At 54.8% G+C, this 26,106-nt stretch carries 19 protein-coding genes and 1 tRNA gene; 4 read left to right on the top strand and 16 right to left on the bottom strand.

Annotated features, from left to right (window positions below; all coding sequences use genetic code 11):
• Positions 1-41 precede the first annotated feature (41 nt).
• The gene (locus tag AQ1_RS04480) at positions 42-2,429 is read left to right on the top strand and encodes a GH116 family glycosyl hydrolase (protein ID WP_161760425.1); all 2,388 of its coding nucleotides are present in this window, start codon (positions 42-44) and stop codon (positions 2,427-2,429) included.
• 220 nt (positions 2,430-2,649) lie between these two features.
• Entirely contained in the window at positions 2,650-5,856 is a 3,207-nt protein-coding gene (locus tag AQ1_RS04475) for a TonB-dependent receptor (RefSeq protein WP_042084701.1), read from the top strand.
• Positions 5,857-5,940: 84 nt separating this feature from the next.
• On the opposite strand, the gene AQ1_RS04470 is transcribed toward AQ1_RS04475, so the two are convergent.
• From AQ1_RS04470 to AQ1_RS04420, 12 genes are all read right to left on the bottom strand, one after another.
• Positions 5,941-7,326, bottom strand: coding sequence for an FAD/NAD(P)-binding protein (locus tag AQ1_RS04470; RefSeq protein WP_081837077.1), 1,386 nt, complete (start codon positions 7,324-7,326; stop codon positions 5,941-5,943).
• Positions 7,327-7,374: 48 nt separating this feature from the next.
• A complete protein-coding gene (locus AQ1_RS04465; protein WP_042084697.1) occupies positions 7,375-8,526 on the bottom strand; it encodes a sulfate/molybdate ABC transporter ATP-binding protein in 1,152 nt (383 codons plus the stop codon).
• A 9-nt stretch (positions 8,527-8,535) separates the two neighbouring features.
• Positions 8,536-9,363 (bottom strand): sulfate ABC transporter permease subunit CysW, encoded by an 828-nt coding sequence (gene cysW / locus AQ1_RS04460; protein ID WP_390624380.1) that lies wholly within the window; start codon positions 9,361-9,363, stop codon positions 8,536-8,538.
• 49 nt (positions 9,364-9,412) lie between these two features.
• Complete coding sequence (gene cysT, locus AQ1_RS04455) at positions 9,413-10,270, bottom strand: sulfate ABC transporter permease subunit CysT (RefSeq protein WP_042084813.1); 858 nt, start codon at positions 10,268-10,270, stop codon at positions 9,413-9,415.
• 129 nt (positions 10,271-10,399) lie between these two features.
• Positions 10,400-11,869, bottom strand: a complete 1,470-nt coding sequence (locus tag AQ1_RS04450) for an alginate export family protein (RefSeq protein WP_052370939.1) — start codon at positions 11,867-11,869, stop codon at positions 10,400-10,402.
• Between the two features lie 46 nt (positions 11,870-11,915).
• Positions 11,916-12,164: a hypothetical protein gene (locus AQ1_RS15070; RefSeq protein WP_150006904.1), complete on the bottom strand. Its 249-nt coding sequence runs from the start codon at positions 12,162-12,164 to the stop codon at positions 11,916-11,918.
• A gap of 32 nt (positions 12,165-12,196) precedes the next feature.
• Positions 12,197-13,243, bottom strand: a complete 1,047-nt coding sequence (locus tag AQ1_RS04445; RefSeq protein WP_313979586.1) for a sulfate ABC transporter substrate-binding protein — start codon at positions 13,241-13,243, stop codon at positions 12,197-12,199.
• Between the two features lie 154 nt (positions 13,244-13,397).
• Entirely contained in the window at positions 13,398-13,868 is a 471-nt protein-coding gene (locus AQ1_RS04440; RefSeq protein WP_042084693.1) for an RrF2 family transcriptional regulator, read from the bottom strand.
• A 110-nt stretch (positions 13,869-13,978) separates the two neighbouring features.
• Positions 13,979-17,104 (bottom strand): efflux RND transporter permease subunit, encoded by a 3,126-nt coding sequence (locus AQ1_RS04435; RefSeq protein ID WP_042084691.1) that lies wholly within the window; start codon positions 17,102-17,104, stop codon positions 13,979-13,981.
• Positions 17,097-18,362, bottom strand: a complete 1,266-nt coding sequence (locus AQ1_RS04430) for an efflux RND transporter periplasmic adaptor subunit (protein ID WP_052370937.1) — start codon at positions 18,360-18,362, stop codon at positions 17,097-17,099. Before AQ1_RS04430 ends, AQ1_RS04435 begins: the two co-directional genes overlap by 8 nt.
• The gene (locus tag AQ1_RS04425) at positions 18,359-19,504 is read right to left on the bottom strand and encodes a TolC family protein (protein ID WP_161760422.1); all 1,146 of its coding nucleotides are present in this window, start codon (positions 19,502-19,504) and stop codon (positions 18,359-18,361) included. The genes AQ1_RS04430 and AQ1_RS04425 overlap by 4 nt, the downstream gene beginning before the upstream one ends.
• A 201-nt stretch (positions 19,505-19,705) precedes the next feature.
• Positions 19,706-20,074, bottom strand: a complete 369-nt coding sequence (locus AQ1_RS04420) for a hypothetical protein (RefSeq protein WP_152550387.1) — start codon at positions 20,072-20,074, stop codon at positions 19,706-19,708.
• Positions 20,075-20,248: 174 nt separating this feature from the next.
• Between AQ1_RS04420 and AQ1_RS04415 the strand changes: the two genes are divergently transcribed.
• Positions 20,249-22,471, top strand: coding sequence for a copper-transporting P-type ATPase (locus AQ1_RS04415; RefSeq protein WP_081837076.1), 2,223 nt, complete (start codon positions 20,249-20,251; stop codon positions 22,469-22,471).
• A gap of 9 nt (positions 22,472-22,480) precedes the next feature.
• Here AQ1_RS04415 and AQ1_RS04410 read toward each other — a convergent pair whose 3' ends face one another.
• The 4 genes from AQ1_RS04410 to AQ1_RS04395 all read right to left on the bottom strand — a co-directional run bounded on the left by AQ1_RS04410 (position 22,481) and on the right by AQ1_RS04395 (position 25,236).
• A complete protein-coding gene (locus AQ1_RS04410; RefSeq protein ID WP_161760421.1) occupies positions 22,481-23,773 on the bottom strand; it encodes an MFS transporter in 1,293 nt (430 codons plus the stop codon).
• Between the two features lie 150 nt (positions 23,774-23,923).
• A tRNA-Pro gene (locus tag AQ1_RS04405) sits at positions 23,924-24,000 on the bottom strand.
• 70 nt (positions 24,001-24,070) lie between these two features.
• Complete coding sequence (locus AQ1_RS04400; RefSeq protein WP_042084807.1) at positions 24,071-24,619, bottom strand: DUF192 domain-containing protein; 549 nt, start codon at positions 24,617-24,619, stop codon at positions 24,071-24,073.
• A 35-nt stretch (positions 24,620-24,654) separates the two neighbouring features.
• A complete protein-coding gene (locus AQ1_RS04395; RefSeq protein WP_042084685.1) occupies positions 24,655-25,236 on the bottom strand; it encodes a cold-shock protein in 582 nt (193 codons plus the stop codon).
• Positions 25,237-25,464: 228 nt separating this feature from the next.
• On the opposite strand from AQ1_RS04395, the gene AQ1_RS04390 reads away from it, so the two are divergent.
• Positions 25,465-26,103, top strand: coding sequence for an SRPBCC family protein (locus AQ1_RS04390; protein WP_042084683.1), 639 nt, complete (start codon positions 25,465-25,467; stop codon positions 26,101-26,103).
• Positions 26,104-26,106: the final 3 nt, after the last annotated feature.

Genomic DNA, 26,106 nt, shown 5'->3' with positions numbered 1-26,106 from the left:
AGACTATGATTGTCATGGCCTTGGAAAAAAGTGCACCCCACATGGATAGAGCCACAAAACAGGCCGGCACGAAAGCTATAGCGGCTTCGGCATTTCGCATGGGCTGGCGGCATGTGCCTATCCCTCAGGCGCGGAAAATTTCTTCGGCTGATAAGCGGTTGCGGCGGATCGTGCCCGATGATCCCGCGTCCATCAGCGGTCTGCCCTTAGGCGGCATCGGCACCGGCGGTGTTGGCTGGAGCCCCGATGGCCGTTTCAATCGCTGGTCATTGGGATCAAGGGTGGTGCAGCATTTTTCCGAGCCCGCCTGCGGATTTGCCATCCGCAGCCAGCAGCCGGGCCGTGCCCCCATTGCCAGCGCTTTGCAGCCACCGCCCCAGCGGGTGGGCCAGCTTGCGGCTTTTCATTTTGCCGATGATCAGATGCCCGGTGATTATGCGGCGTTGTTTCCCAAAATCTGGCGAAGCTTTATCCTGCCGGACATGGGGCTGCGGCTTTCCTGCGAGGCATTTTCGCCGGTGGTCGCCGGTGATCTTGATTCTGCCAGCCTGCCTTTGGCCCTGTTTCGCTGGCAGATCGAAAATATCAGCGATGCGCCGCGCGATGTGGCTTTATTGGGCCATTGGGCGAATATGCTGGGCCGATTTCAAACTCATGAGGATCGGCGTTCGGGTGGCAATAGTGCCGGGCGTAGCAATCGGGCCTATGATGATGGCGATCATTTTGGTGTTTTATTTGAAAGCGCCGCTCTTGATGATCCCATCGCGCCGGGGCATGGGCAATGGGCTTTGCTGACCCGATGCGATCCGTCTTTGCGGCTTGGTCGGGTGGTGATGTTTGATGGCTTGGGCGATGGGGCCGATCTTTGGAACGATTTTCTAACCACCGGCCGGATTGGCCCTGATGATCGCCAATGGCTGGCCGATTGTGGCTTTAGTACCGATGAAACCGGGCTGCCAACAGCGGCGATCAGTGCCGGCTGCAATCTGGCCCCCGGCGCGCAGTGCCAGATAGATATGGCTCTGGTGTGGGATCAGCCTGCCATGTGCTATGCCTTGGGGGATCGCCATTGGCGTGCCTACAGCGATCAATGGGGCCGTGCGGGCAAAGCAGCGGCAGCCATTGGGGCCTATGGGTTAAAGCATCAGGTATGTTGGTCGTCGGCGATCGATGATTGGCATGGCCAGATCGAGCAGACGCTGGGCCCCGCCCCCCATCAGGCTGGCTTTGCCCTGAATGAGCTTTATCTTTTGGTCGATGGCGCAACCCATCATGCCACCGCTGATCGAATTCCAGATGATGAAACCGGTGACAAAGGGGGCGGAAAACATTTCGGTCTGCTCGAATGTCCGGATTATCCTTATTATAATACCCTTGATCTTTATGGCTATGCTGGCCCTGCCTTGGCGGCCTGTTTTCCCGGCCTTGATCATCGGGTGATCGAGGATTATGCCGCAACGGTGGCGCTCGATGATCCCCGCATGCGCAAAGCGATGAACAGCGATGCGCGTTTTCGGATCAAGAAAAGCGGCTTTCTGCCCCATGATATGGGCGCGCCCGGGGAAGCGCCTTTCCGCATTCTCAATGGCTATGCTTTGGCGGATTCCACCCGATGGAAAGATCTTAACAGCCAGTTCGTGCTGGCTGTGTGGCGGGTGGGGCTGCGGGCTGACGATGATTTTTTGCGCGCGCAGTTTCCTGCGGTGGCCATGGCCATCGATCATCTGGCTGTTTTTGATCGGGATGGGGATGGTTTGATCGAGCATGAGGGGTTCCCCGATCAAACCTTTGATAATCTTCCCATGTTGGGGCCGGGCAGCTATTGCGGGGGGCTGTGGCTTGCGGCCCTCAGCGCCGGTGTGCGGATCGCTGCCATTGCGGGGGAAAAGGCGCGAGAGGCGCATTGGGCGGGCCTTTTGGAAAAGGGACGCGCGGCCTTTGAATGCCTGTTATGGACCGGCAGCCATTATCGCCTTGATCGCGATGGACCCTATCGGGATGCGTTGTTTCTGGAGCAGCTTTTTGGCCCCTTTCTGGCGCGAAAATATGGGCTTGGTGATATCGTGCCCGTGGATCATGCCCGCACGGCACTCATGCATCTTTATCAGCATAATTTTATCGAAGCGGGGGACGGGATTGGCCCTGTGCTGCTCAGTGGCCTGCCGGTAGAGGATAAAACCGGCGATCATGGCGATCCCGACGTGCAGCGCCATGAGGTGATCACCGGTATTGCCATGAGCTTTGCTGCGCAATGCCGAACCTATGGGCTGATCACGCACGCCGATCATCTGCGCCGCACCCTTTATGAAACGCTTTATACACAGCGGCATCTGTGTTTTCGCACCCCCGCAGCTTTTGAGCCTTCGCGTCCGGTTTATCGTGCTGCTTTTAATCTGCGACCTCTGGCCATCTGGCTCGATACCCCCTGATCTGGGCCTTCGCCCCTTCAAATCTGATGGCTGATTTTGCTCCCCCCAAAGCAGGGCTTATGGGGGGATTTTACGCTGTGGCAAAATAGCATCATAAATTTGTAATTTTACTGATTGGTCAGGCTCTTATTTACCTTTCTAAAACGTTAAATATAATCGGAAACAGTGTCAGGCTATTTGGCACTCAATCGAAAAGTATAATCTTAATAGGGAGAATATTATGACAAAGACAGTGCATGCTGATTGGCGGCGGCTTCTTTTGGGCTCTGCTGCCATGGCACTGATGGCTGTGACCGGAGCGGTTGGCGCACAGGCACAAGAGGCCGATGCTTCTAATGATGAGGATGAAAATGCTTCGGGCGAGGTCGAGCAGATCGTTATCACTGGCTCGCGTATCCGCCGCGATGCTTTTTCGGCAACAACCCCTATTCAGGTGCTCGATGCATCGGAAAATCGCAAGCTTGGGGTGAGTTCACTGACCGAAATGCTGCAACGCTCCACCGTGTCGTCTGGTCAGCAGATCGATGGCACCCTGAATACGAATGCGGGCAATTCCAATGCCACGGAAGCCCCACCCGATGGGGGGATCGGCTCATCCAATATCGATTTGCGCGGCTTGGGGCCGGAACGCACATTGGTGCTGGTTAATGGTCGCCGGCTTGGCACGGCAGGGGCGCGCGGCGCACCGGCACAGCCTGATATTGGCCTCATTCCTTTGGGCATGGTTGAAGGTGTTGATCTTTTGACCGGTGGTTATTCCACGATTTATGGGGCGGATGCCGTTGCCGGGGTCGTTAATGTGCGCTTGCGTTCGGATGTGGAAGGGCTGGAGATTTTTGGTAATGTCGAGCTTCCTGAAGCGGGTGGCGGCGAAATCTATCAGACATCATTGGTCAGTGGGATTTCCAGTGAACGCGGCAATATCACTTTGGGTTTTGAGTATTTCAGGCAAGAGAATGTTGCCACGGGAAATCGGAAATTTTCTGAGTGCCAGCGCGATATCGAAGTTTCCGAAGATGGGCAGCGCTTTGATCCCTGCCGCAGCGGATTTTTCGATAATATCGTTGTGGTGGGCAATGATTTCCTGCCCGGATTGGAGCCCGGAACGCCCTTTCCCGGGGCTGGAGCCGATGGGCTGACAGGGTTTGATTCCTCATTCTTTTTCTATACCCCCGGTCAATCAGATATTGGCGTGCCGAATTTCTCGTCTGGCTTTGCACTGCCTCCGGCTCCTGATCCACAAATTGGTGCCTTTCCCGGTGAAGACCCCGATGCCGGTTCGGTTTTTCCCTTTCTTGATTTTTTCAATGATCAGGACGAACGACGTCAAGCCGATCTGGTGCGGCCAGTCGAGCGTTTTTCGCTGGTGCTGAACGGCCATTTGAATATGGATTGGGGCAATAACGAAGAATTTTATTATGAAGGTTATTATTTCAACCGTCGTAATGATGTGATTGCTGCAAAAGAACAGATCTTTCCCGATATCCCGGCGCTGATCCCACAAGAAGATGCCAATGGGAATATCATCGTGGATGCCGATGGCAATCCGGTTCTTGCGGATAATCCGCTCAATCCCTTCCCGGTTGCGATTGCGCCCATCATCACTTTGGATGACTTACCGCAAGAATTTAATGTGAATGTTCAACAATTTCGCGGTGTTGCGGGCTTCCGGGGCGATGTGGGCGCAGATTGGTTCAAAGAAAGAAATTGGACCTATGATGCTTTCTTTGCCTATGACCGTGGCACGGGCAACCAAACCCAAACTATTCTGTTTGAGCCCAATCTGATCCTGTCGCAGCAAACGCTTCGATTGGATGCGGATGGCAATCCCATTTGCGGCGTGGCTTTGCGGGAAAATGCCAATGGGTTCCTTACCCCCAATCAATGTGTGCCGGTGAATTTCTTTGCTCCATCGGTCTTTGAAGATGGGGATGGTCGCTTTTCTAGCCAGGAAGAACGTGATTTTCTCTTTGGCCTGCGCAGCAATCGCACGATCACACAGCAATATAATGCTCAGCTTTTCGTGACTGGGGATGTGATGGAAAGCCCGTGGGGGGATACTATCGGAACCGCCTTTGGTCTTGAATGGCGCAAGGATACAATCAATTCCCAAAATGGTATCGTGGGCACGAATGGCCTTAATGCTGCGGAAAATCCGCTGCAGGAAGGTCAAACCATTGGCCAGCGCTGGATCTATGATGTTTATGGCGAATTTTCAGCGCCTTTGGTCACCAATAAGCCCTTGGTTAATCTGTTCCAGATTGATGGGGCCCTGCGTTATACCGAAGAAGAAAATTTCGGCTCGGAAGTAACATGGCGGCTGATGGCGATTTATCGGCCGATCGATTATATCACCTTCATCGGTTCGCGCAGCACATCCTTCCGCGCGCCCAATTTGCGCGAACAATTCCTGGCTGATCAGGGGCAGGGGGTTTCCGGTGCCATTGATCCATGCCGGGCTCAGAATATCATCACCCTCGATCCCAATGACCCGACGACGGAAATTCTGATCAACAATTGTGAATTGAGCGGTGCCGATACCACATCGCTTGGTGAAACAGGTGTTGTCACCATTCCTGTCACGGTTGGGGGGGCTGATGATCTCGTTGCGGAAACGTCAACCTCGGTCACGGGAACGGTGCAATTCAGCCAGCCATGGTTCAAAAGCTTTGATTGGGATATCGCAGCCACTTATTATGATATCGAGATCAAAAATACGGTGTCTGAACTTGATGCCGGCGTCATCGTTGCCCGGTGCTTCCTTGATGATCCCAATCTCGCCAGTCCTTTCTGTGATCGGGTGACCCGTGCGGATACCGGTAATCGGGGGAATAATTCGATTTCACTCGTTGATGCGTCTTTCATCAATGTGGGCCTTGAAACCACAACGGGTGTGGATCTGACCTCACGATTCCACAAGGTTTTCGATGATGTTTTGGGTAAACCCCTTGATTTCACTTGGGCTTTTGGGGGGAATTATCTGATCGAAACCAACCGCCTAACCTTTACCCGTGATGATCTGGTGGATAATGCCGGTCGTATCGGCAATCCGGAATGGCAGTTTAATTCTACAGTTTCACTACTGTGGGATCGGTATCAACTGCTTTGGCAATCGCGCTATATTGGCCAAACGGAATTTGACGAGGATATTCAGGATCCGGTGGAAAATTTCCTCGATAATCCTGATTTGGCCGGAAGCATCCTCACCCGTGATGACGAAATTGCGGATCGGCGCCTTTATAATGATATCTCGCTGTCTGCCGATTACAGCAAATTTGTGCTCACAGTGGGTGTTAATAATGTCACCGATCAATCGCCACCCCTGATTGATGAAAGCGAAGGCCCCAATCGCAATAATGCTGTGACCTCATCGGGTTTTGATCTGCTTGGGCGTACATTCTTCATGAACGCCACGATGCGCTTCTAGATCATTTCCCAATAACCAGGTAAAAGCGGCCCCGGATCACCCGGGGCCGTTTTGCCATAGCGATCGATCAAACCATGATAGCATTTATTTTGCCGCTAAAAACCGGGCGGTTTGATCGACTTGAGAGATAATTTCAGGGATTCCGCTGATTTCAAACAGGCTGCCAAGGCCCAAAGGACCAAGGGCAAAGAGATCCTTTGATGCTGTGCCATCGGCCTTGATGATCGCGCCGCGCTGATTCACTTTCAATCCCAGATGATGATCATCGATAAAGGCGAGTTCCTGATTGATGAGCGTTTGGACCGCACTATGCGCAATATTCGGGCGATGGCCTCGGCAATCAATGATAATATCCGATTGCAGTTGTTCATCTTTCTGGTCGGGCTGCGCCCCTTTGCGGCGAAAGGAAACACTGCCTTTTTCGGGGTCGAGCCCGGTGATGCGGCCGCGTTCGATCCGAAGGTTGCCTTTTTCCATATCTTTCAATAAGCGCTTGCGCAGATGCGTGGGCATCCGATGGCGGAAGCTGTCCCAATAGGGTTTGATATGCCGCAAAAATCTTTTTTGTTGTTTAATATCAATATTTTGCCATAAGATTCTGGCCTGTTTGCGCAGACTGCGGAAAATAGCCTGTTCGCCATAGCCTGAATCCTGCAGGCGGCGGGCCTCGGTGCGAACAAGGCGAGTCACTTGATTGATGCTCAGGCCCTTGAGATTAGGCAGCTTATAATCCGGGGCGCAAACCGGCTCATGGGGTTGGGGCATCAGAGCCCGGCGCGATAAGGCTGTGACTACACCCTCATAACCCGCCTCGCGCAAGGACAGATAAGCATCAACCATGGAAAGCCCGGTGCCTAAAAGCAGGGCTGATTGGGCTTCTGCGGCCATATCTTTGGTGATCCGATCATAAGGGCCCAGCAGTCCTTTGCGATGGCGGCTGAGCGGGCGATGATAGCCCGCAGCCAGCATAACCTTATCAACAGACAGGCCATCACCATCGGCAACATCAAGATGATAGCCTTCAGCATCAGGATGAATGGCATCAACAGATTGGTTCACATATAAAATATTGACATGGGGATTTTCCAGGCGCGCTTCATTGAGCCGATCTTCGAGATAATCACGCAGCAATTTTCGTGGCAGGAAGCGATGGCTGAGTTCCGTCTTCAGATCGCTTTCTTCATGGCCGCATCCCAGGCGCCCCAAACACCAGACGAGAAAATCATCGGGCTGATCGGGGATCACCGAGACTTCATGAGCGCGGATATTGAGCAGATGATAGGGAGCCGCTTCACCATAAGCAATGCCCCCACTGACACAGCCGCTTGGCTCGAAAAGCCAGAGTTCAGCCGGATTTTCGATATGTTTGAGGCAGGCAATCGCCGTGGCAATGCCAGTCAGACCACCGCCGATGATGGCATAGCGGGGATTGCGTCCATCCTTCATATCCTTTATTGGCGGATAGGTCATCAAGCCTCCATCAATTATATTTCGATCCTCATGCGCGCGTTCATGGGTTCAGCCTGCACCATCCTGGATCACCCTGAGATGCGGATGGATCTGGCTGATTTCAGCGCTTTTGGCTGCGGAATCACTGCGGCTGGGGAAAAGCCCGAATTGGCGCGGACGGATCAGAATGCGCGCCCCCACAGCCAAGGCTGCGCTTTCTTTGGCATGATTGCGTTGCATTTCGACAGTTATCAGCCGCTCCAGCCCGGTCACCGCAATTTCCAATCGGGTCATCCCTGAGAAAGAGCGGATCATCCGAATGATACCGGGAATGGCATGATGGCGTTCATCGCAAAGCTCAAAATCATGGGGGCGGACAAAAAGCTCGCCGCGCCCGTCAACCAGCGTTTGATGCGATCCATTGGGATGATGGGTGGCGATGGTGGTTTCAAAGCCCTCGAGGCGAATGTGCCCATCGCGCACATGAACGGGCAGAACATTCGCCGAGCCGAGAAATTCATAAACAAAAGGCGTGGCCGGATGATCATAAACCTCATTGGGGGTACCCACCTGCTCGATGGCCCCCGCGCTCATCACCACCACGCGATCAGCCAGTTCCAAAGCTTCTTCCTGATCATGGGTGACAAAAACCGTGGTGTGTTTGGTTTGGGCATGAAGGGCGCGAAGCCAACGCCGCAGATCCTTCCTGACCTGTGCATCCAAAGCCCCGAACGGTTCATCGAGTAATAAAACCGTGGGATCGATGGCAAGCGCCCGGGCCAGGGCCACACGCTGTCGCTGACCGCCGGAAAGCTGGGATGGATAGCGCTTTTCAAGGCCCTGCAATTGCACCAGTTCAAGCAATTCATAAACCTTTTTCGCGATCAGCATCTTATCGGGCCGCACCGCTTTTTTCCGAACCTTGAGGCCAAAGGCGATATTGTCAAACACGGTCATATGTTTGAACAGTGCATAATGCTGAAAAACAAAACCAATATGGCGATCCCGCACGCTTTTGGCGCTGGCATCCTCGCCCCCGAAATAAATCGAACCACGGGTGGAAAATTCCAGCCCGGCGATCAATCTGAGCAGGGTGGTTTTGCCCGAGCCCGATGGCCCCAAAAGGGCGATCAATTCTCCCGAGCGGATATCGAGGCTGACATCCTTCAAGGCAATGGCACCCTGAAATTCCTTGCGAATATTTTTGATGCTGACATCCATATCGGCTTCCTAATGAGTTTTATTGGCAGCCAGTTCGGCCCCATGCCGCCATTCCAAGGCTGTTTTCAGCCCCAAAGTGACAAGCGCCAGCAAGGCAAGCAAAGAGGCAATGGCGAAGGCCGCCATGAAATTATATTCGTTATAAAGAATCTCCACATGGAGGGGCAGGGTGTTGGTCAGCCCCCGAATATGGCCGGAAACAACGGAAACCGCGCCAAATTCCCCCATGGCGCGGGCATTGCACAGCAAAACGCCATAAAGCAGGCCCCATTTGATATTGGGCAGGGTGACAAGCCAAAAGCTTTGCCAGCCCCCGGCACCAAGGGAAATCGCCGCTTCTTCTTCTTCGGTGCCCTGTTCCTGCATCAGGGGGATCAATTCCCGCGCCACGAAAGGAAAGGTGACAAAGATGGTGGCCAGAACGATACCCGGAACAGCAAAAATAATCTCGATCCCATGCCGATGCAGCCATGGACCCAAAAGCCCCTGAGCCCCGAACAGCAGGATATAGATCAGGCCCGAAATCACCGGAGAGACGGAAAAAGGCAGATCGATCAAGGTGGTGAGCAGGCTTTTGCCCTTGAATTCAAATTTGGCAATGGCCCATGCCGCGCACACCCCGAACACCATATTAAGGGGAACCGAAATGGCTGCGACCAGCACAGTCAGTTTCATGGCTGCGATGGCATCGGCTTCACCCCAGGCTTCGAAAAACCGGCCCCAGCCTTCGCGCAGGGCTTCGGTAAAAACGATGATCAGGGGTAAAAAAAGCAGGAGCGCCAGAAAAATAAGGGCGGTTCCGATCAAAAGCCCGGTGACCAAGCGGCTTTCCTGCAGGCTGCCACGGCGCAGTTTTGCGCCCGGATGGCCATCATAATGGGTGGGATTATCCACGGCCAAATCTCCGCCGGCTAATAGTTTGGATGAGATTGATAAGCAAAAGAATGGAGAATGAAATCATCAACATGGTTGCCGCAACAACGGTGGCAGCGGGCACGTCAAATTCTTCGAGCCTGATCACGATCAGAAGAGGCGCAATTTCACTGACATAAGGGATATTGCCGGCAATGAAGATGACCGAGCCATATTCCCCCACGCCGCGCGCCAAGGCGAGGGCGAAGCCGGTGAGAAGAGCAGGCAGAACTGTGGGGAGAATGACTTTTGTGATGGTTTGAAAACGGTTCGCACCTAAGGTTGCGGCGGCTTCTTCCAGTTCGACTTCAACTTCTTCCAAAACCGGTTGCACGGTCCGCACCACGAAAGGCAGGCCGATGAAGATGAGAGCGATGGTAATCCCCAAAGGCGTATAGGCGACCTTGATCCCCAATGGGGCCAGCAGGCTGCCGATCCAGCCATTTGGCCCGTACAATGTGGCGAGCGCAATACCGGCGACCGCCGTTGGCAGGGCGAAGGGCAGATCAATGGCGGCATCAATGATCCTTTTCCCGATAAACTGATACCGCACCAGCACAAAGGCCAATAACAAACCCATTACGGCATTGACCATGGCGGCGGCAAAAGCGGTGCCAAAGCTGAGTTTCAAGGCCCCAAGGGTGCGAGAACTGAAGGCGATTTCCCAAAATTCTGTCCACCCCAAAGAGGCGCTTTTAAAAAGAAGGGCACCCAATGGAATGAGCACGATGAAGCCGAGCCAGAAAATCGTGACCCCCATGGTCAGGCCAAAGCCGGGCAGGATGCTTGGGGCGCGAAACCAGCTTTGGGACTGTGCGGCAGATAAAGTCATGCGCATGGCTTTCATCTTGTTAAAGGGCTGTTCTCTTTTAACCAATAATATCTATTGATTTTGTCGAGATATGATGATGGGCAGACGGTCCTTATGCAAGGATTTTCCATCTGCCCATTTATTTTTTTGTTAGAAGCGTAAAGTGATGTCGGTGTAGAAAAACAGGGGATCGCCATTGCCGGAGGCTGCAGGCGCATTTCTCAAAAAATTGCCTTCAATGAAATAGGCAGCGCCTGTTTCAAGTCTCACCGAATCTTTGAGCAACCAATAGCGTACACGCCCCTCGATCTGATGGCCGCCAAAGCTGCCGGATTGGCCGCTGGCATCGCGAACACCCGAACGCGCGAAGGTGTCGTTATTTTCATCGAGCCAGTTTGCGCGATAGGAAATGAATCCGGTGGTTCGGGCATTGGGCTTTGCCGATATTCTCAAGCCGGGAGAAATCAGGTTTTCGCGCCCCAATATCCCAAAAATACCAGTGGGACCGAAATCTGAACGACGCGGGCCGAACAGAGTATCAAAGCGATTCGCGTCACCATCGGTGGTGGAGCTTTCACCGCTGGCAAAATCAAACTCGAAATCAAGACGCGGCGACCAGGGGGCCTTCCATGTATAGCCAATCTCGAAATGATGGAAATGTGCAAACACATCGAGATCTTCGGTGTCGGTCACCGCTGTTGACGCGCGCCTTGTGCCAAATTGCAGGGTGTTTTCAATGTCGAAATCCCACTGCCCGGGCTTATCCGCTTTAATTAATCTAAAACCCGGAGTGAAAATCTCGCGGTTACGGGTCTGTCTTTCCTCGTCATCATCTTCATTGAGGCCAAAAATATAAAATTCAGCACTGGCACCCAAGAAGACATCAGGACGTTTGTAAAATGCGCCCCAAAAGCGCAGATCGAAATCTTCCTCATCAAATTGAGACGCATTGCGCCTCACGCTATCGCTATCACTGGGGCGGGTGGTGATTGGCAAGAGAAAGAATGTTGTCAGTTCGGATTTATCGGCACCTTTCCATAGCGATCTGATGCCCGTATAGGATTGAATGGCATTGCGGTGCCGATTTCTTGCCACCAATCTGCGGCTGCCCAGATCGAAGGTTTGCCGCCCGATGGTGACATCCAGTGTCGACCCTGGAGTTACAGCATCATCCAGACGCAGATTCATATAGCCTTGCAACAGCTCGACCGTATTGACATCCGATCGGGAAATCGCACTGTTCTCATCGGTCAATGCGGCGCGGCTATCCTGCATTTCACCAACAAAACTGATATTGCCGAATTTGGCTTCGGCCTTCAGAAGGGTGCGAAAGCTCAGCGCTTCATCATTCTCATCAAGATTGGCACGAAACTGATTGTGTAAGGTTGCATAGCGTACCCGATGTTCGCCGCTTAAAGTCAGCCAGTCCGGTGTATCGAGAATCTCATCAATCCGAAAGGGCTTTCCATCTTCGGCCTGCGCGGGCAATGCGCCAAAGGCAAAGGACACCCCAAGTACAGAGATGGCCGTGGTCAGCGCCAGAGAGGACAGGCGGCGCGAAGGCCGCAGCTTGGATGGATTTTGGGCATGACGCGTGCCTGTTTGATCATGGGGGAACATAAGCGTTTCCAATTTTTTCAGATTTTTTGTCAGATTTTATGATTGATCAGGCGAGCGGGCTTTTGCCATCGGCATCAAGACCACGCCAGCGTGCCAGCAAAAGCTGTTTGCGTTCTTTTTGCAGGCTTTCCAGACGAGCCTGAGCAACAGACATCTGCTCCTCAAGCCATTGCAGCCGGTCCGTGCACGTTTCTCCCATCATCGAACGACAGGCAGGCAATGCGGCTGAGGCATTGACAACGAGACGAAGATTGGGGGAGGTCGTCCTTGTGATGGAAGAAACGTGCTTGTGCATGATTGATCTCATTTGCTCGTGGGTGGAGCCGCTTAACGCTGCGGCTGATAGATTTGGTCGAAAACGCCGCCCTCGCCAAAAAAATGCGGTTGGGCTTTGGGCCATCCCCCGAAATCATCAACGGACGCGAGATCGAGATCGGGAAAGCGTTCTAAATCCTTGGGATCGGCATATTCGGGCTGATAGGGGCGATAATAATGCTTCGCCGCCAAGCGCTGACCGATGGGGCTGTAAAGATAGTTCAAATAAGCTTCGCCTTCGGTGCGGGTGCCCCGTTCATCAACATTGCCAGCCACCAGTGTCACAGGCGGTTCGGCCTTGATCGAGACCGAAGGCACGATAATTTCAAAGGCATCGGGGCCAAGTTCTTCTAAAGCCAGAAAGGCTTCATTTTCCCAGGCCAATAAAACATCGCCGATGCCTCTGCGTACAAAGGTCGTGGTTGATCCCCGGGCGCCGGTATCTAATACGGGAACATTTTTATAAAGCTTGCCGACATAGGCGCGGGCTTTGGTTTCATCGCCATCATAGGCCCTCAAAGCCCAACTCCATGCGGCCAGAAAATTCCAGCGCGCCCCGCCTGATGTTTTCGGATTGGGGGTGATAACGGCCACATCCTGCCTGATCAGATCATCCCAATCTTTGAGATTTTTGGGATTACCCTTGCGCACCAGAAAAACGATGGTGGAGGTATAAGGGGCGCTGTTATTGGGAAGCTGGCCGCGCCAATCGGCAGGGATTTTGCCGGTTTTTTCGGCTATGGCATTGATATCGGCTTCTAAAGCCAAAGTGACCACATCGGCTTGCAGACCATCGATCACCGATCTCGCCTGTTTACCCGATCCGCCATGAGACATCCGCACCGATAGGTCGTCTCCGGTTTTGTCTTTCCAGTATTTGGCGAAAGCCGCGTTGAAATCGCGATAGAGTTCCCGCGTAGGATCATAAGAAACATTGAGCAATGTCACATCTTTGGCCATTGCGCTGGTGCTGAGGGTGGGCAAGGACAGGCTTGTGGCAAGGCCTATGGCCAAGGCCAGACCAGAGCCACGATTGAGAATATGACGCATAAGAGACATGAGTTGATCCTTGTTTTTTGATTACTTTTAAATCTCTACAGAATTAATAGAGATTATCAATCAAAAAATTTTATGTAGATGCATAAGAACATCTAAACACAAAAAAACAATTAATTATGTGATTTATTGCGGTGGACGTTGCAAGGCCCGCCGATTAGGCGGTAACGCGCTCGGCGCTCTCGATTTCGCCATCCGTGAGCAGGTCTTTCGGGCGGTTGATCAGGGCATCGGCCAAGGTGGTGCTATCGAGAATTTTGGCTGATTGATCATAGGCGCGGGAAAAAACCCGTCGGATTTCGCAGATCGTTTCATCATGGCAATCTTCGCAGCGGCGATAGGCCATCCGGCTCAAACAGGGCAAGGGGGCCATGGGGCCATCGATGATCCGCATGATCTGGCCAAAGGTGATGTGGCACGGATCTTTCAAAAGACCATAGCCGCCATTCCGTCCGCGACGACTATAAACAAGGCCATCATGCTTGAGATCGAGCAGGATTTGTTCCAGAAATTTTTTGGGGATCCGCTGATGCGAGGCAATATCCGTGATCAATTGCGCATCGCCTTCTTTGGCTCGGGCCAATTCGATCAGCGCCCGCAAGGCATATTTGGCTTTTTGCGAAATCATTCTAGAGCGTAGCTTTCTTTAGACCATAAGAAAAAATCAGGACGACGAGAACACTCTATAAAACACATCGTCTTATAGAATTATTAAAGGGACAAAGCCATATTTTTCGCTCAGTTTGTCCTCTCCATCAGATATTTCTTCCATTCGTAATAAACAACCGGCAGCAAGAGCGTTGTCAGCAGCAAGGCACTGCCAAGCCCGCCGATCATGGGGGCGGCAATCCGGCGCATCACCTCAGACCCCGTGCCATCCCCCAGCATCACCGGGAAAAGCCCGATCATGGTGGAGGCGACCGTCATCACAATCGGGCGGATTCTTTGCAAGGCCCCATCGCTGACCGCCGCCAATAGATCATTGGGGCCAAATATCTTACCGGACTCGCTCATTTCAAGCTTTTTCCGTGCCACGGATTGATCCAGATAGACGATCATCAAAACGCCGATTTCCACCGCCACCCCGGCCAAAGCGATAAAGCCCGCCGCCGATGCCACCGACATTTTATAACCAAGCCCATACATCAGCCAATAGCCCCCCACCAGCGCCAAAGGCAGGGTGCCCATGATCATCACCACAGCACTGAAAGCCCGGAAATTGAGATAAAGCAGGAAGGCGATGATTGCCAGAACCAGCGGAATGATGGTCAAAAGGCGCTTTTGTGCGCGCTCCATATATTCATATTGCCCCGACCATTTAAGGGCATAGCCCGCGGGCAGATCGATTTTTTGGGCCACCGCCTTTTTCGCCTCATCCACGAATTGGCCCAGATCATAATCGGCGATATCGATGGTGACCCAGCCATTCAACCGGGCATTTTCACTGCGAATCATCCCCGGGCCATCGGTGATTTGCAAATCTGCCACAGCAGAAAGGGGAATATCCGCGCCATCGGCGGTGAGGATGGGCAGCAGGCGCAGATGGTCGATCTGATCACGCAGGGATTGGGGATAGCGGATATTGATCGGATAGCGTTCACGGCCTTCGATGCTTTCGCCAATCGTCATCCCACCGATGGCGGATCGCACGATATCATGAATATCCGCAATATTGAGCCCATGGCGCGCGGCGGCCTGGCGATCAATGGACATATCCACATAGCGCCCGCCAACCACCCGATCCGCAAACACCGAAGCCACACCGGGAAGGGGGGCGATTACCGTTTCGATCCGCTGGCCCAAATCCGCGATGACCGAAAGATCAGGCCCGGAAATCTTGATGCCCACCGGGGTTTTGATGCCGGTTGCCAGCATGTCCGTGCGATTTTTGATGGGCATGGTCCACACATTCACCAGCCCCGGTATCTGCACCCGCGCATCAAGCTCGGCAATCAGGTCTTTCATGCTTAATCCCGGTCGCCATTCGGATCGCGGTTTCAGCCTGATGGTGGTTTCCATCATCGAAAGGGGGGCGGGATCGGTGGCGCTGGTGGCCCGCCCCGCCTTGCCATAAACGCTCGCCACTTCGGGCAGGCTTTTGATCAGCTTATCGGTTTGCTGCACGATCTGCGCCATTTTCCCGGCTGAAACTGCGGGAAAAGCACTGGGCATATATAAAAGATCACCTTCATCAAGGGCAGGCATGAATTCATTGCCGATGCGGGTGAACGGGATGAGGATGCTGATCAGGGCGAGAAAACATAAAGCGAGGGTTGCTTTTCGGTGGTGCAAAACAAAATGCAAAAGCGGCCGATAGCCTGCGATCACAGCGCGGCTGACCGGATTATCCCGCTTTTTCCCATAGGGCCTTCGCACCAAAAGCCCCATCAGAACCGGCAAGATCGTAATGGCAATGCCCGCTGCCGCCGCCATGGCATAGGTTTTGGTGAAGGCCAGGGGGTGAAACAACCGCCCTTCCTGCGCTTCAAGGGCGAAAATGGGGGCAAAGCTCAGCGCGATGATCAATAGCGAGAAAAAGATCGAAGGTCCTACCTCGGCCGCGGCATGGGCCACGATGGGCCAGCGCGGATCGCCTTTCTGGGCACGATCCAGATGTTTGTGATAATTTTCGATCATCACGATGGCTCCATCCACCATCGCCCCGATGGCAATGGCGATCCCGCCCAGTGACATGATATTGGCGTTGATCCCTTGGATATGCATCAGGATGAAAGCGGTGAGCACCCCCAAAGGCAGGCTGATGATGATCACCAGCGATGATCCGGGATGAAACAGGAACAGGGCACAGATCAGGGCCACGATGATCAGTTCCTCGGTCAGCGTTGTGCCCAGGGTTTTTACCGCCCGATCGATCAGATCCGATCGATCATAGGTTTCAACGATCTCGACCCCTTCGGGCAGGCCCGCTTCCAGCGCCTTGATCCGCTCTTTCACCCGATCGATGGTGGCAAGGGCGTTTTCCCCAAAGCGCATGATCACCACACCGCCCACCGCTTCGCCTTGGCCATTCAATTCTCCGATGCCGCGCCGCAGATCCGGTCCGAAGCGGATTTCGGCCACATCGGCAAGGGTGATGGGCGTATCCATCGCATCAACGCCCAAGGGAATGGCGCGCAGATCATCCAGATCATCGATATAGCCCGATGCCCGGATCATATAATCGGCCTCGGCCATCTCGATCACCCGCCCGCCGGTTTCCTGATTGCCCCGGCGGATGGCGCTGATCACCCGGCTTAAGGGAATTTGATGCGCCCGCAAACGATCAGGTTCGACCACCACCTGATATTCGCGAACCATGCCGCCGATGCTGGCCACTTCGGCCACGCCCTCAACCATTTGCAGCTCGAATTTCAAGAACCAGTTCTGCAGGCTGGTAAGGGCCGCCAGATCATGGGTGCCGCTGCGATCTATCAGGGCATATTGATAAACCCAGCCAACCCCTGTGGCATCGGGGCCCAAAGCCGGGCGTGCGCCGTCGGGCAGATTGGGCACCACCTGGGAAAGATATTCCAAAACCCGCGACCGTGCCCAATAAAGATCGGTTCCTTCTTCAAAGATCACATAAACAAAGGAATCATTGAAAAAGGAAAAGCCCCGCACCGTCACCGCCCCCGGCACCGCCAGCATGGCTGTGGTCAGGGGATAGGTCACCTGATCCTCCACCACCTGCGGGGCTTGTCCGGCATAGGTGGTTTTGATGATCACCTGCACATCCGAGATATCGGGGATCGCATCGAGGGGGGTGCGCATCAGGCTGTTGATCCCCCAGCCGGTGAGCAATAAGGCAAGCAGGATCATGGCAAAGCGATTTTTGACCGACCAGCGGATGATGAAATCAATCATGGCGGCTGGCCCCTTGGTCTTCATGGCTCAAAAGACGCAGCAGCCCGCCTTGGATGCTGGCTTCGGAATCGAGCAGGAATTGCCCCGATGTCACCACGCGGTCTCCGGGTGCGAGGCCTTCGAGAATTTCGATCTCATCGCCCGATAAAATCCCTGATCTGACCTCGACCGGGCGAAAGCGGCCTTCCCCCAGCGCCACGATCACCCGCTCCATATCGCCGGTGCGGATAAGGGCCATGGATGGGATGGAAAGGCGGTTTGGCTGGGGATCGGCCATGATTTCAAAGCTCGCATACATCCCCGGCATCAGGGCCTGATCCGGATTGTTTAGCACCAGCCGCACCTGTCCCGTGCGGCTTTTGGGGTCGATGGCGGGATACACATAATCAACGCTGGCCGATAAGCGCACACCCGGTTGCGCTGGCAGGGTCATGATGGCCTGCTGGTCTTTTTTGACCCAGTTGATCCGGCTTTCATGCACCGCCATCCGGGCCCAGACCCGTTCCAGCCCGGCAATGCGCATGGCGGGCTCGCTCGGCTTGATGAAGGCCCCTTCGCTGATATTGAGAGAGAGAAGAATGCCATCCCGGGGTGCCAGAATATCGATATGGGGTATCACCTTGCCCTCGCGCCGCACCATGTCGATCTGGGCTTTGGTCATGCCCAAAGACAACAGCCGTTCTTTGGCGGCATCGCGCACCATAGGATGGCCCGCATCCAGGGCTTGCAGATAATCGGCCTGGCTGGCGATCAGCGGGCGGGAATAAAGCCGGAACAACAGATCCCCTTTGGCGACAGGCTGGCCTGTTTCATTGGCCTTTAAATCTTCCACCCAGCCTTCGCTGCGCACATCGATGCTGATGATGGTGCTTTCATCATAAGTGAGCATCCCCACGGCGCTGATCCTGCGGGCGATGGGGCCCTCCTCAACCGGTGCCGTGCGAATACCCAGATTTTGCACCATCCTTGGGTCGATCTGAATGCTGGTGGGATCGCGGCCATTGGCGGGATCATCGCAGATCGGGATCAGGTCCATCCCCATGGGCGATTTGCCCGGTTTGCTGGATCGAAAAGCTGGGTCCATCGGGGCCTGCCAATAAAGGGCTTCGCGCCCGGAGGGGCAATCGGTGCTTCGTGCCAGATTTCTTTCACCGCTCCCAAAGCCACTGATCGGCGCAAAATAACAAAAGACGAGGATAGCCATCATGATGATTGTGATCAGGATGGGCATTAAATAAGGCTTGGAATACAGGCTCATGGCAGGCGGCCTTCAAAAAACAATAAATGCGCTTGGGCTTGCAGATGATCGATGCTGAGCCGATCCAAAGTGAGCTGGGCATCAAGCTCGGCCAAACGGGCGCGGATCAGTTCGGGGAAATCGGCCAGCCCGTTCTGATAGGCGAGCGCGGAGGCCTGTGCGGTTTGCTCGGCCTTGATGATGACCGCCTTTTGATACAGGGCCTTGCGCTCGGCCAGCCTTTGCCAGGCGGCATGGCTGCGCTGCAAAAGCTGCTTCAGATCAAGAAGGCGGGCTTCGCGGGAAAGCCGGGCCGCTTGTCGCTCATGGCGGGCGGCAGAAAGGCTGCGATCCTGTCGCTTAGCTGTGAAAAGGGGAATATCAAGGGTGATCCCGGCGCTGATGAAATCATCCCGATTGCCGCCGCGCACACCATATCCCGCCTCAACCGACCAATCGGGCTTATAGTGCTGGCGGGCCAGATCCACGGCATGATCCTGTGCTTCAATCTGGCTATCGGCCGCTAAAATCACCGGATGGTTGATCAGGCCGGCTTCCAGCGCATCGATCATCTCGGGGTGTTTCAAGGGGGGCAGATTGGGCGGCACAGGGCGGCTTGCCTCTGTGGCACCGATGGCGCGGGCGAGATCGGCTTTGGCCATATCGAGCTTGCGTTCGGCTTCGATCAGGCGATCATCCAAGAGGCTCAATTCCAGATCCGTGCGCCACACGCTTTGGCTGCTTCCCGAACCCGATCCATAGCTGGCCGCGCTCGATTGCAGCAGATCGGTTACGGCGTCCCGGCTTTTTAAAATGCGTTCCCGGGCCCGGGTCCAATAAAAGATTTCAAGCCACGCCAGCCGGGTATCACGGATGATTTCCAATTGCCGCAAGCTGGCGGCAAGGTTGGCACCCCGGGCCTCGGCCTGTTTTTGATCATGGCGCAGGGCAAGGGTGCGACCAGCCGGAAAGCTTTGCCGCACCATGGTTTGATATTGCGTCATGGCTTCCTGATCGGGATCAAAGCTGGTGGGAAGATTTTGCATCCTGACCGAAATCTGCGGATCGGGAAGCTGGGATTGCGCCACCGATTGATCATCAAGGGCTTTTGCCTGTTCGCGATGGAGCACGACCGATGGATCATCGATTTGCAGTGCTGTCATCACCGCCTCATCAAGATGAAGCGGCTGTGTTTGGGCTAAAGCCTGTGGCGCACTGAAAGCGAATAACGCGCTCAAAAGCCCCGGCAGGTAGAAGGGGAGACGGATCGATTGCATACCGCACCTCAAAGAGGGTGTCTGACATTTTGATGAGGATCACAGGCTTTGCGCCGCCTTTATCGGGGCGCGCCTATGGGTTCATTGTCAGGCGGTTCGCGGGGGGCGGAGCATGGTTGCCATCGTCATCCCGATGAGATGAAATCCGCTATGATGGGCAATGCTTTGGGGGATCGGATGATCGGCCTGTTGTGGGCTCAAGGGGGTAATGCCCGTCAGGGCTTGTGCGCAATGCTGGGCGCAATCGGTGGCCGACATATCGCAGCTTTGCGCCGCGGCTGTGCAATCGGGAAGGCCCTGGGATGCAGTGCTGTCTGTCGCCATATCAACGGAATGCATCCCGCTTTCCATAGAGCAAAAGGCATAGGCTGAAGGCGCAACAAGGATTGACAGCAGCATAGAGAGCAAGCCGATCACAGCGCTCAAGCGCATTTTATGCTGTCTTGCTGTGCTCATGTCGTCAATTTGCTTTGCGTCATCCATGAAAATGCAAACATGAAAATGCGGATCGGCCATCACGCTTTCATTGTGCTTAGCATGGCTTGGCGATGCTTGTCAGCCTTGAATTTGCCGATCCTTGTTTGCATCTTAATCATGGAACAGAAAAAAATCGTGAATTCAGGATTTTAAATGACCCAACAAGCGCATCCACATTCCGATCATGCCTGTTGCGCGGCAGCATCCGGTCCAGCATCAAACAAGGCCCCCAAAACTGTCAAGGATGATCCATCCGCAGATGCCCTTTACACCTGCCCGATGCATCCTGAAATCCGCCAATCCACCCCCGGATCCTGCCCCATTTGCGGTATGGCTTTGGAACGATCCGGTCTGCCCACAGGGGAAGAGCCCGATAATCCCGAACTGCGCGATTTCAAACGCCGCTTTTTTGTGGGGGTGGCGCTCACCTTGCCGGTTCTGCTGCTGGCCATGGGGCCGATGCTGGGCCTGCCGATCCGCGATTGGCTGGGCACGAGCTTTGCCCTTTGGCTTGAAATGCTGCTGGCAACCCCGGTGATTTTTTATTCCGGCTGGGTGTTCCTCAAGCGCGGGGCGATATCCTTTAAAACCGGCCATCTCAATATGTTCAGCCTGATTGCCATCGGGGTGCTGGCGGCCTGGGGCTTCAGCGTGGTGGCGGTATTGGCACCAGAGGTCTTCCCGCCGGGCTTTCGCGGGGCCGATGGCCATGTGGGCGTTTATTTCGAGGCCGGGGCGGTGATCGTGGTGCTGGTTTTGCTGGGGCAGATATTGGAATTGGGGGCGCGGGATCGCACCGGTGCGGCGCTTTCGGCTCTGCTTGATCTGGCCGCCAAACAGGCTTTGGTGATCCGTGCGGATGGCCGCGAGGAGATGATCGCCATCGAGGATGTGGCCGTGGGTGATCATCTGCGCGTGCGCCCCGGGGAAAAGGTGCCCGCCGATGGGGTGGTGATCGAAGGGCGATCATCGGTTGATGAATCGATGATCACGGGGGAAGCCGTGCCGGTCGAGAAAACAGCGGGCGATCCGGTCACGGGGGCGACCCTCAATGGCACCGGCGCGCTGGTGATCGAGGCTAAAAGAATAGGCGAAGACAGCACGCTGAGCCAGATTGTTGAGATGGTTGCGAATGCGAGGCGGTCGCGCGCGCCCATTCAAAAACTGGCCGATGCGGTGGCGGGCAAATTTGTGCCTGCGGTGATCGGGGCATCTGTTTTGGCATTTATGGCATGGGCGGTTTTCGGGCCATCCCCGGCTTATGCCTATGCGCTGGTTTCGGCGATTGCGGTTTTGATCATTGCCTGCCCCTGTGCCCTTGGTTTGGCCACCCCGATGTCGATCATGACCGCGACCGGGCGCGGCGCCGAGGCGGGGGTTTTGATCCGCAATGCCGAAGCGCTGGAGCGCTTTGCCAGGGTTGATATCCTGATCCTTGATAAAACCGGCACGCTGACCGAAGGCCATCCAAGGCTGGTGGGGATCGAGGCCGGGGCCGATTATAAGGAGCAGGATCTTTTACATTTTGCCGCAAGCCTTGAACGGGGATCGGAACATCCGCTGGCCGAAGCTATCGTGAAAGGAGCCATGGATCGCGGGCATGAACTTTCCAAAACAGTGGATTTTGAAGCCATCACCGGCAAAGGCGTGAAAGGCCGGGTGGATGATCATGATATTGCCTTGGGCACGGCTCTTTTGCTCGATGATTTGGGGCTCAAGGCCGGTGATTGGTCTGCCCGGGCCGACGCCCGGCGCGATGAGGGCGAAACCGTGATGTTTGTGGTGATCGATGGGGCTGTGGCGGGATTGGTGCGCGTGGCCGACCCGGTGAAAGAAAGCACGCCCGCAGCCCTTACCGCCTTGCATGAACTGGGGTTCAGGATCGTGATGGCGACGGGCGATCATCAGCGCACGGCCAAAGCGGTGGCCGGAAAGCTGGGGATCGATGATATTCGTGCCGAGGTATTGCCGGAAGATAAGGCCCGCATCATCAAGGATTTTCAGGCTCAGGGCCATCGGGTGGCCATGGCCGGGGATGGGGTGAATGATGCCCCGGCCCTGGCGCAGGCCGATGTGGGGATCGCCATGGGCACCGGCGCTGATGTGGCCATCGAAAGTGCCGGGATCACCTTGGTAAAGGGCGATCTGAACGGGATCGTGCGGGCCCGAAGATTGGCCTTGGCGACCATGCGCAATATCCGCCAGAATCTTTTTTTCGCGTTCATCTACAATGGATTGGGTGTGCCCGTGGCGGCGGGGGTGCTTTATCCGTTTTTTGGATTTTTGCTCTCTCCCATGGTGGCGGCAGCGGCCATGAGCCTGTCATCGGTTTCGGTGATCGCCAATGCCTTGCGGCTCCGCACCGCAAGGCTGTGATTGGCAAGTCTATGACGGGTGTTTTTTGACCTGCCAGCTTCCGCGCTTCTTTTCGATCAGGCCGAAAATTATGTAAATCACGGTGAGCACAGCCAAAAAGACGGCCAAAGATTGCCATACGGCATCGGGATTATTTTCAACCACAAAAGGCTCGATCAGCAAGGCAGAGAGAAACTGCCCCATGAACATGGCTGTGGTCACGAGCCCCACGGCCATGCCCCGGCGGCTGGGGGCGGTAAAGGACATGATCCAATCGCTTTGATTAGGGATAAAAAGCCCAAATCCAATTCCGGCGATCAACATGCCGAGCAAAGTTGAATAATAGCCTGGCATTAAAGTGAGGATCAGATAACCAAACCCCATGGTGCCAAAGATCAGTGCATAGATCGACGTGTAATTGAGCCGCGCCTTGACCTTGTTATACCAGATCGAAACCAGCGCCCCCATGCCATTGGCCACAACCACGGCCCAGCTGAAATAAAGCGGTGAAAGCCCGAATTTATCTTCGTAAAAAAAGCGCAATTGCACGGGCGTTACAAAAAACAACGCAGAGGCCAATGTGGCGGAAATGAACACGAACAAAGCCGGGCCTTTGGGGATGGCCTCGAGCTTGTAGGCGGCGCGGGATGCTATGGTGGAGGGGCCTTTTTCGGGCATGCTTTCGGTAATTTTGAAAATCACGAAGGGCAAAAGCACGAAGCTCAGCAAATAGCCCAAAAAGGGCGATTGCCAATCCAGTTCGGCCAGATAGCCACCGATGAGCATGAAACCAAGGCCGCCGAATTTGACCGCCGAACCCTGCCAGCCCAGAAATTTTTTGCGCTCTTCGCCGACAAAATAATCGCCAACCATGGCAACGGTGGATGTTTTGATCCCGGCAATGGCAATCCCAAGGATGGCGCGGCCGATGAACATGAAGAGGAAGCTATCGGCCCAATAGGTGGAAACACCGCTGATGCCAAATACCACCAAAGAGACATTGAGCAGGGATTTCCGCCCCCAGCGATCGCAGATCCAGCCGGTAATCGGCGCCCCGATGATGATGAACAAAGCGGGCACCGAAAGCAGCACGAATTTAACCAGAAAGCGCGGCCCGGTTTCCCCAAAAATAGCTTCCACAAGGGCCATGATGGCCAGCGCGAAGGGCTCGTTCTGTGCCTGATCGGTAAAGGCTTCAACGATCCCGGTCATGGCGGGGGCCGCCAATGGGGTGGACAGCAGCGCCACGGCTGTCGCCAGCAGGATGGTGATTTTTCCGACGAAGGAAAGCTGCGGCAGATCGCTGGATTTGGCCCCTGTCATCATTTGTCCCTTATGCTTTATGTTATGGATGCGTGTTCGCTTCTTCTGAAATGCTTCCTTGTGGTGAGAACGCAAACGTTTGTGTTGACGCATCTTAGCACAGGTCTTGAAATGTTCAAGCGCCGGATCACAGGCTTTTAAGGGGGGGAATGGTCGGGGAGACAGGATTCGAACCTGCGACCCTCTGCTCCCAAAGCAGATGCGCTACCAGGCTGCGCTACTCCCCGACAGCGCCGTTCATAAGGCGCATCAAAGCCCAGCGCAAGGGGCGATCTGCGCTGATCGCTCTGGAAAATCTCAAGGCTGTGGTTGGTCGGCTTTGCTTTCAGGCTCCATATTGCCAAAAATAGCATGGCGAACCAGATCGCCGGGCTTGATCCCAAGCTTTTGGGCGGTGCCCTGATTAAGCTCCAAAACGCCTAAAACCCGGCCGCGAGACTGCACCGGCGGGCTGATCTGATGCGGGGTGCCCGGCTCGATATTGGCAATCCGCCCATCCGAGCGGATAAAAATCAGATCAAGGGGCAGAAAGGTATTTTTCATCCAGAAGCTGGCGCGCACCGGCATGCCCATATCAAAAAGCATGCCTTCATTTTCGGGCATGTCCCGGCGATACATCAGCCCGATGGTGCGTTTCTCCTCGTCATTGGCCAGTTGCACGGAAAAATGCACCGGCCCCTGATCGGTTTCGATCAAAAGATCCGAAAGGGGCAGGGATTGCGGCTCCTGGGCATTGGCATAAGACAAAGGCACCAAAAGCAGCAAAAGACCAAGCAGAAAAATGCGCGGCTGCAAGGCTTTGGGCAAGGCATGAGAAGAGCGGAGAAGATGGGCAAAAAAGGACATGTTCAGATCCATTTGGGCGCTTTGCGGCGCTGATTTCAATCGGCAGGGGGAAGGATATGGGTCACAAGCGGGCCGCGCTCGCTGTGGCCCAGAATGGCTCTCACCTTTTGGCCGGGAAAAAGTTCCAGAAATCCGGCTTGGCGCACGGTTTCCATATGCACGAAGATATCCTGATAGCCATCACCTTGCGAAACAAAGCCATAGCCCTTCAAGCGATTGAACCATTTGACCGTGCAATCAACCGGATCATCGGTGGATTTCGGTGGCGGCGGGTGATCATCCATCTGCCGGGCCGGGGATTGCCGGATAAAACCATCCCGATGGTTGATCTGTTCATCATCGGGGGATCGGGCCGTGGAAAGATCAAGGGTGATCACCCGCACGGCCTGCCATCCCCGCGCCTGTTTTGCAGCCTTGCAGACAACGCTGGTGCCTTCGGGAACCGAGCGCCGCCCCACATCGCGCAAAACCGAGAAATGCAGCAGAATATCCCCTTTATCATCATCGGTTTCGATGAAGCCAAAGCCTTTCATCGCATCAAACCATTTGACAACGCCGCTCACCGTAACGGCCGATGCCTCGATATCCTTTAAAGGCTTGTGCCCAAGAGGTGCCATCCTCTGCTTCCCTCATCACGTCTATCTGTTCTTCAAATAGTATCACCAGAAAAAAGAATGCTGCAATCCTCAAGGCAAAGCCAAGGCTTTGTAATCGGCGAGAAAGCGCTTAAATCATAGCGGGTGATTTTATCAGGTTGGATGGTGGTGTTCATCAGCCGGGCTTGATGGGCCTTCAAGCCTGACTCGAAATCTGCCTTGATGGGCTCAGCTTTTTAGGAGCGAGAGATGAAATTGAGCGGCGAAACGGTGATAAAAGCCCCGCGCGCGATTGTGTGGGATGCCTTGAATGATGAAACCCTGCTGATCGAATGCATTCCGGGGTGCGAGGCTTTGGAACGCATCAGCGATGATGAACTGGCTGCAGCGATCACCGCGAAAGTGGGGCCGGTTACGGCAAAATTCAAAGGCGAGGTGCGCCTTGAGAATGTCAATCCGCCGCTGTCTTATACCCTGATCGGGCAGGGCAAGGGGGCGGCGGGCTTTGCCCGGGGCCGCGCCGATGTGGCTTTGCATGCGCTATCGGATGATCAAACCCGCCTTGATTGGTCGGCAGAAGCCAGTATTGGCGGCAAGCTGGCGCAGATGGGGGCGCGACTGATCGATAGCACTGCCAAAAAATATGCCGAAGGATTTTTCGGCAGTTTTTCCGCCCTCACCGAGGACCGCGCGGCCCAAGCGCGTGAAGCAGAGGCGCTTGAAGCCCAGACTCGTGCCGTCGAGGATGCAGCGCAGGCCGAAACGGTCGAAGATCAGCCATCATCAGCAAAGCTGGAGCCAAAGCTGCGCCCGGGGCTGTCCTCCTGGATATGGGTTTCGGTTTTGCTGCTGCTCATCCTGGCCGTGCTTTATGCCTATGGGGCTTGAGAT

It is taken from the genome of Iodidimonas nitroreducens (assembly GCA_000710935.1).
Classification (GTDB): domain Bacteria; phylum Pseudomonadota; class Alphaproteobacteria; order Sphingomonadales; family Rhodothalassiaceae; genus Iodidimonas; species Iodidimonas nitroreducens.
The sequence above is the reverse complement of the archived record's forward strand: the minus strand, read 5'-3'. Positions and strand labels throughout refer to the sequence as shown.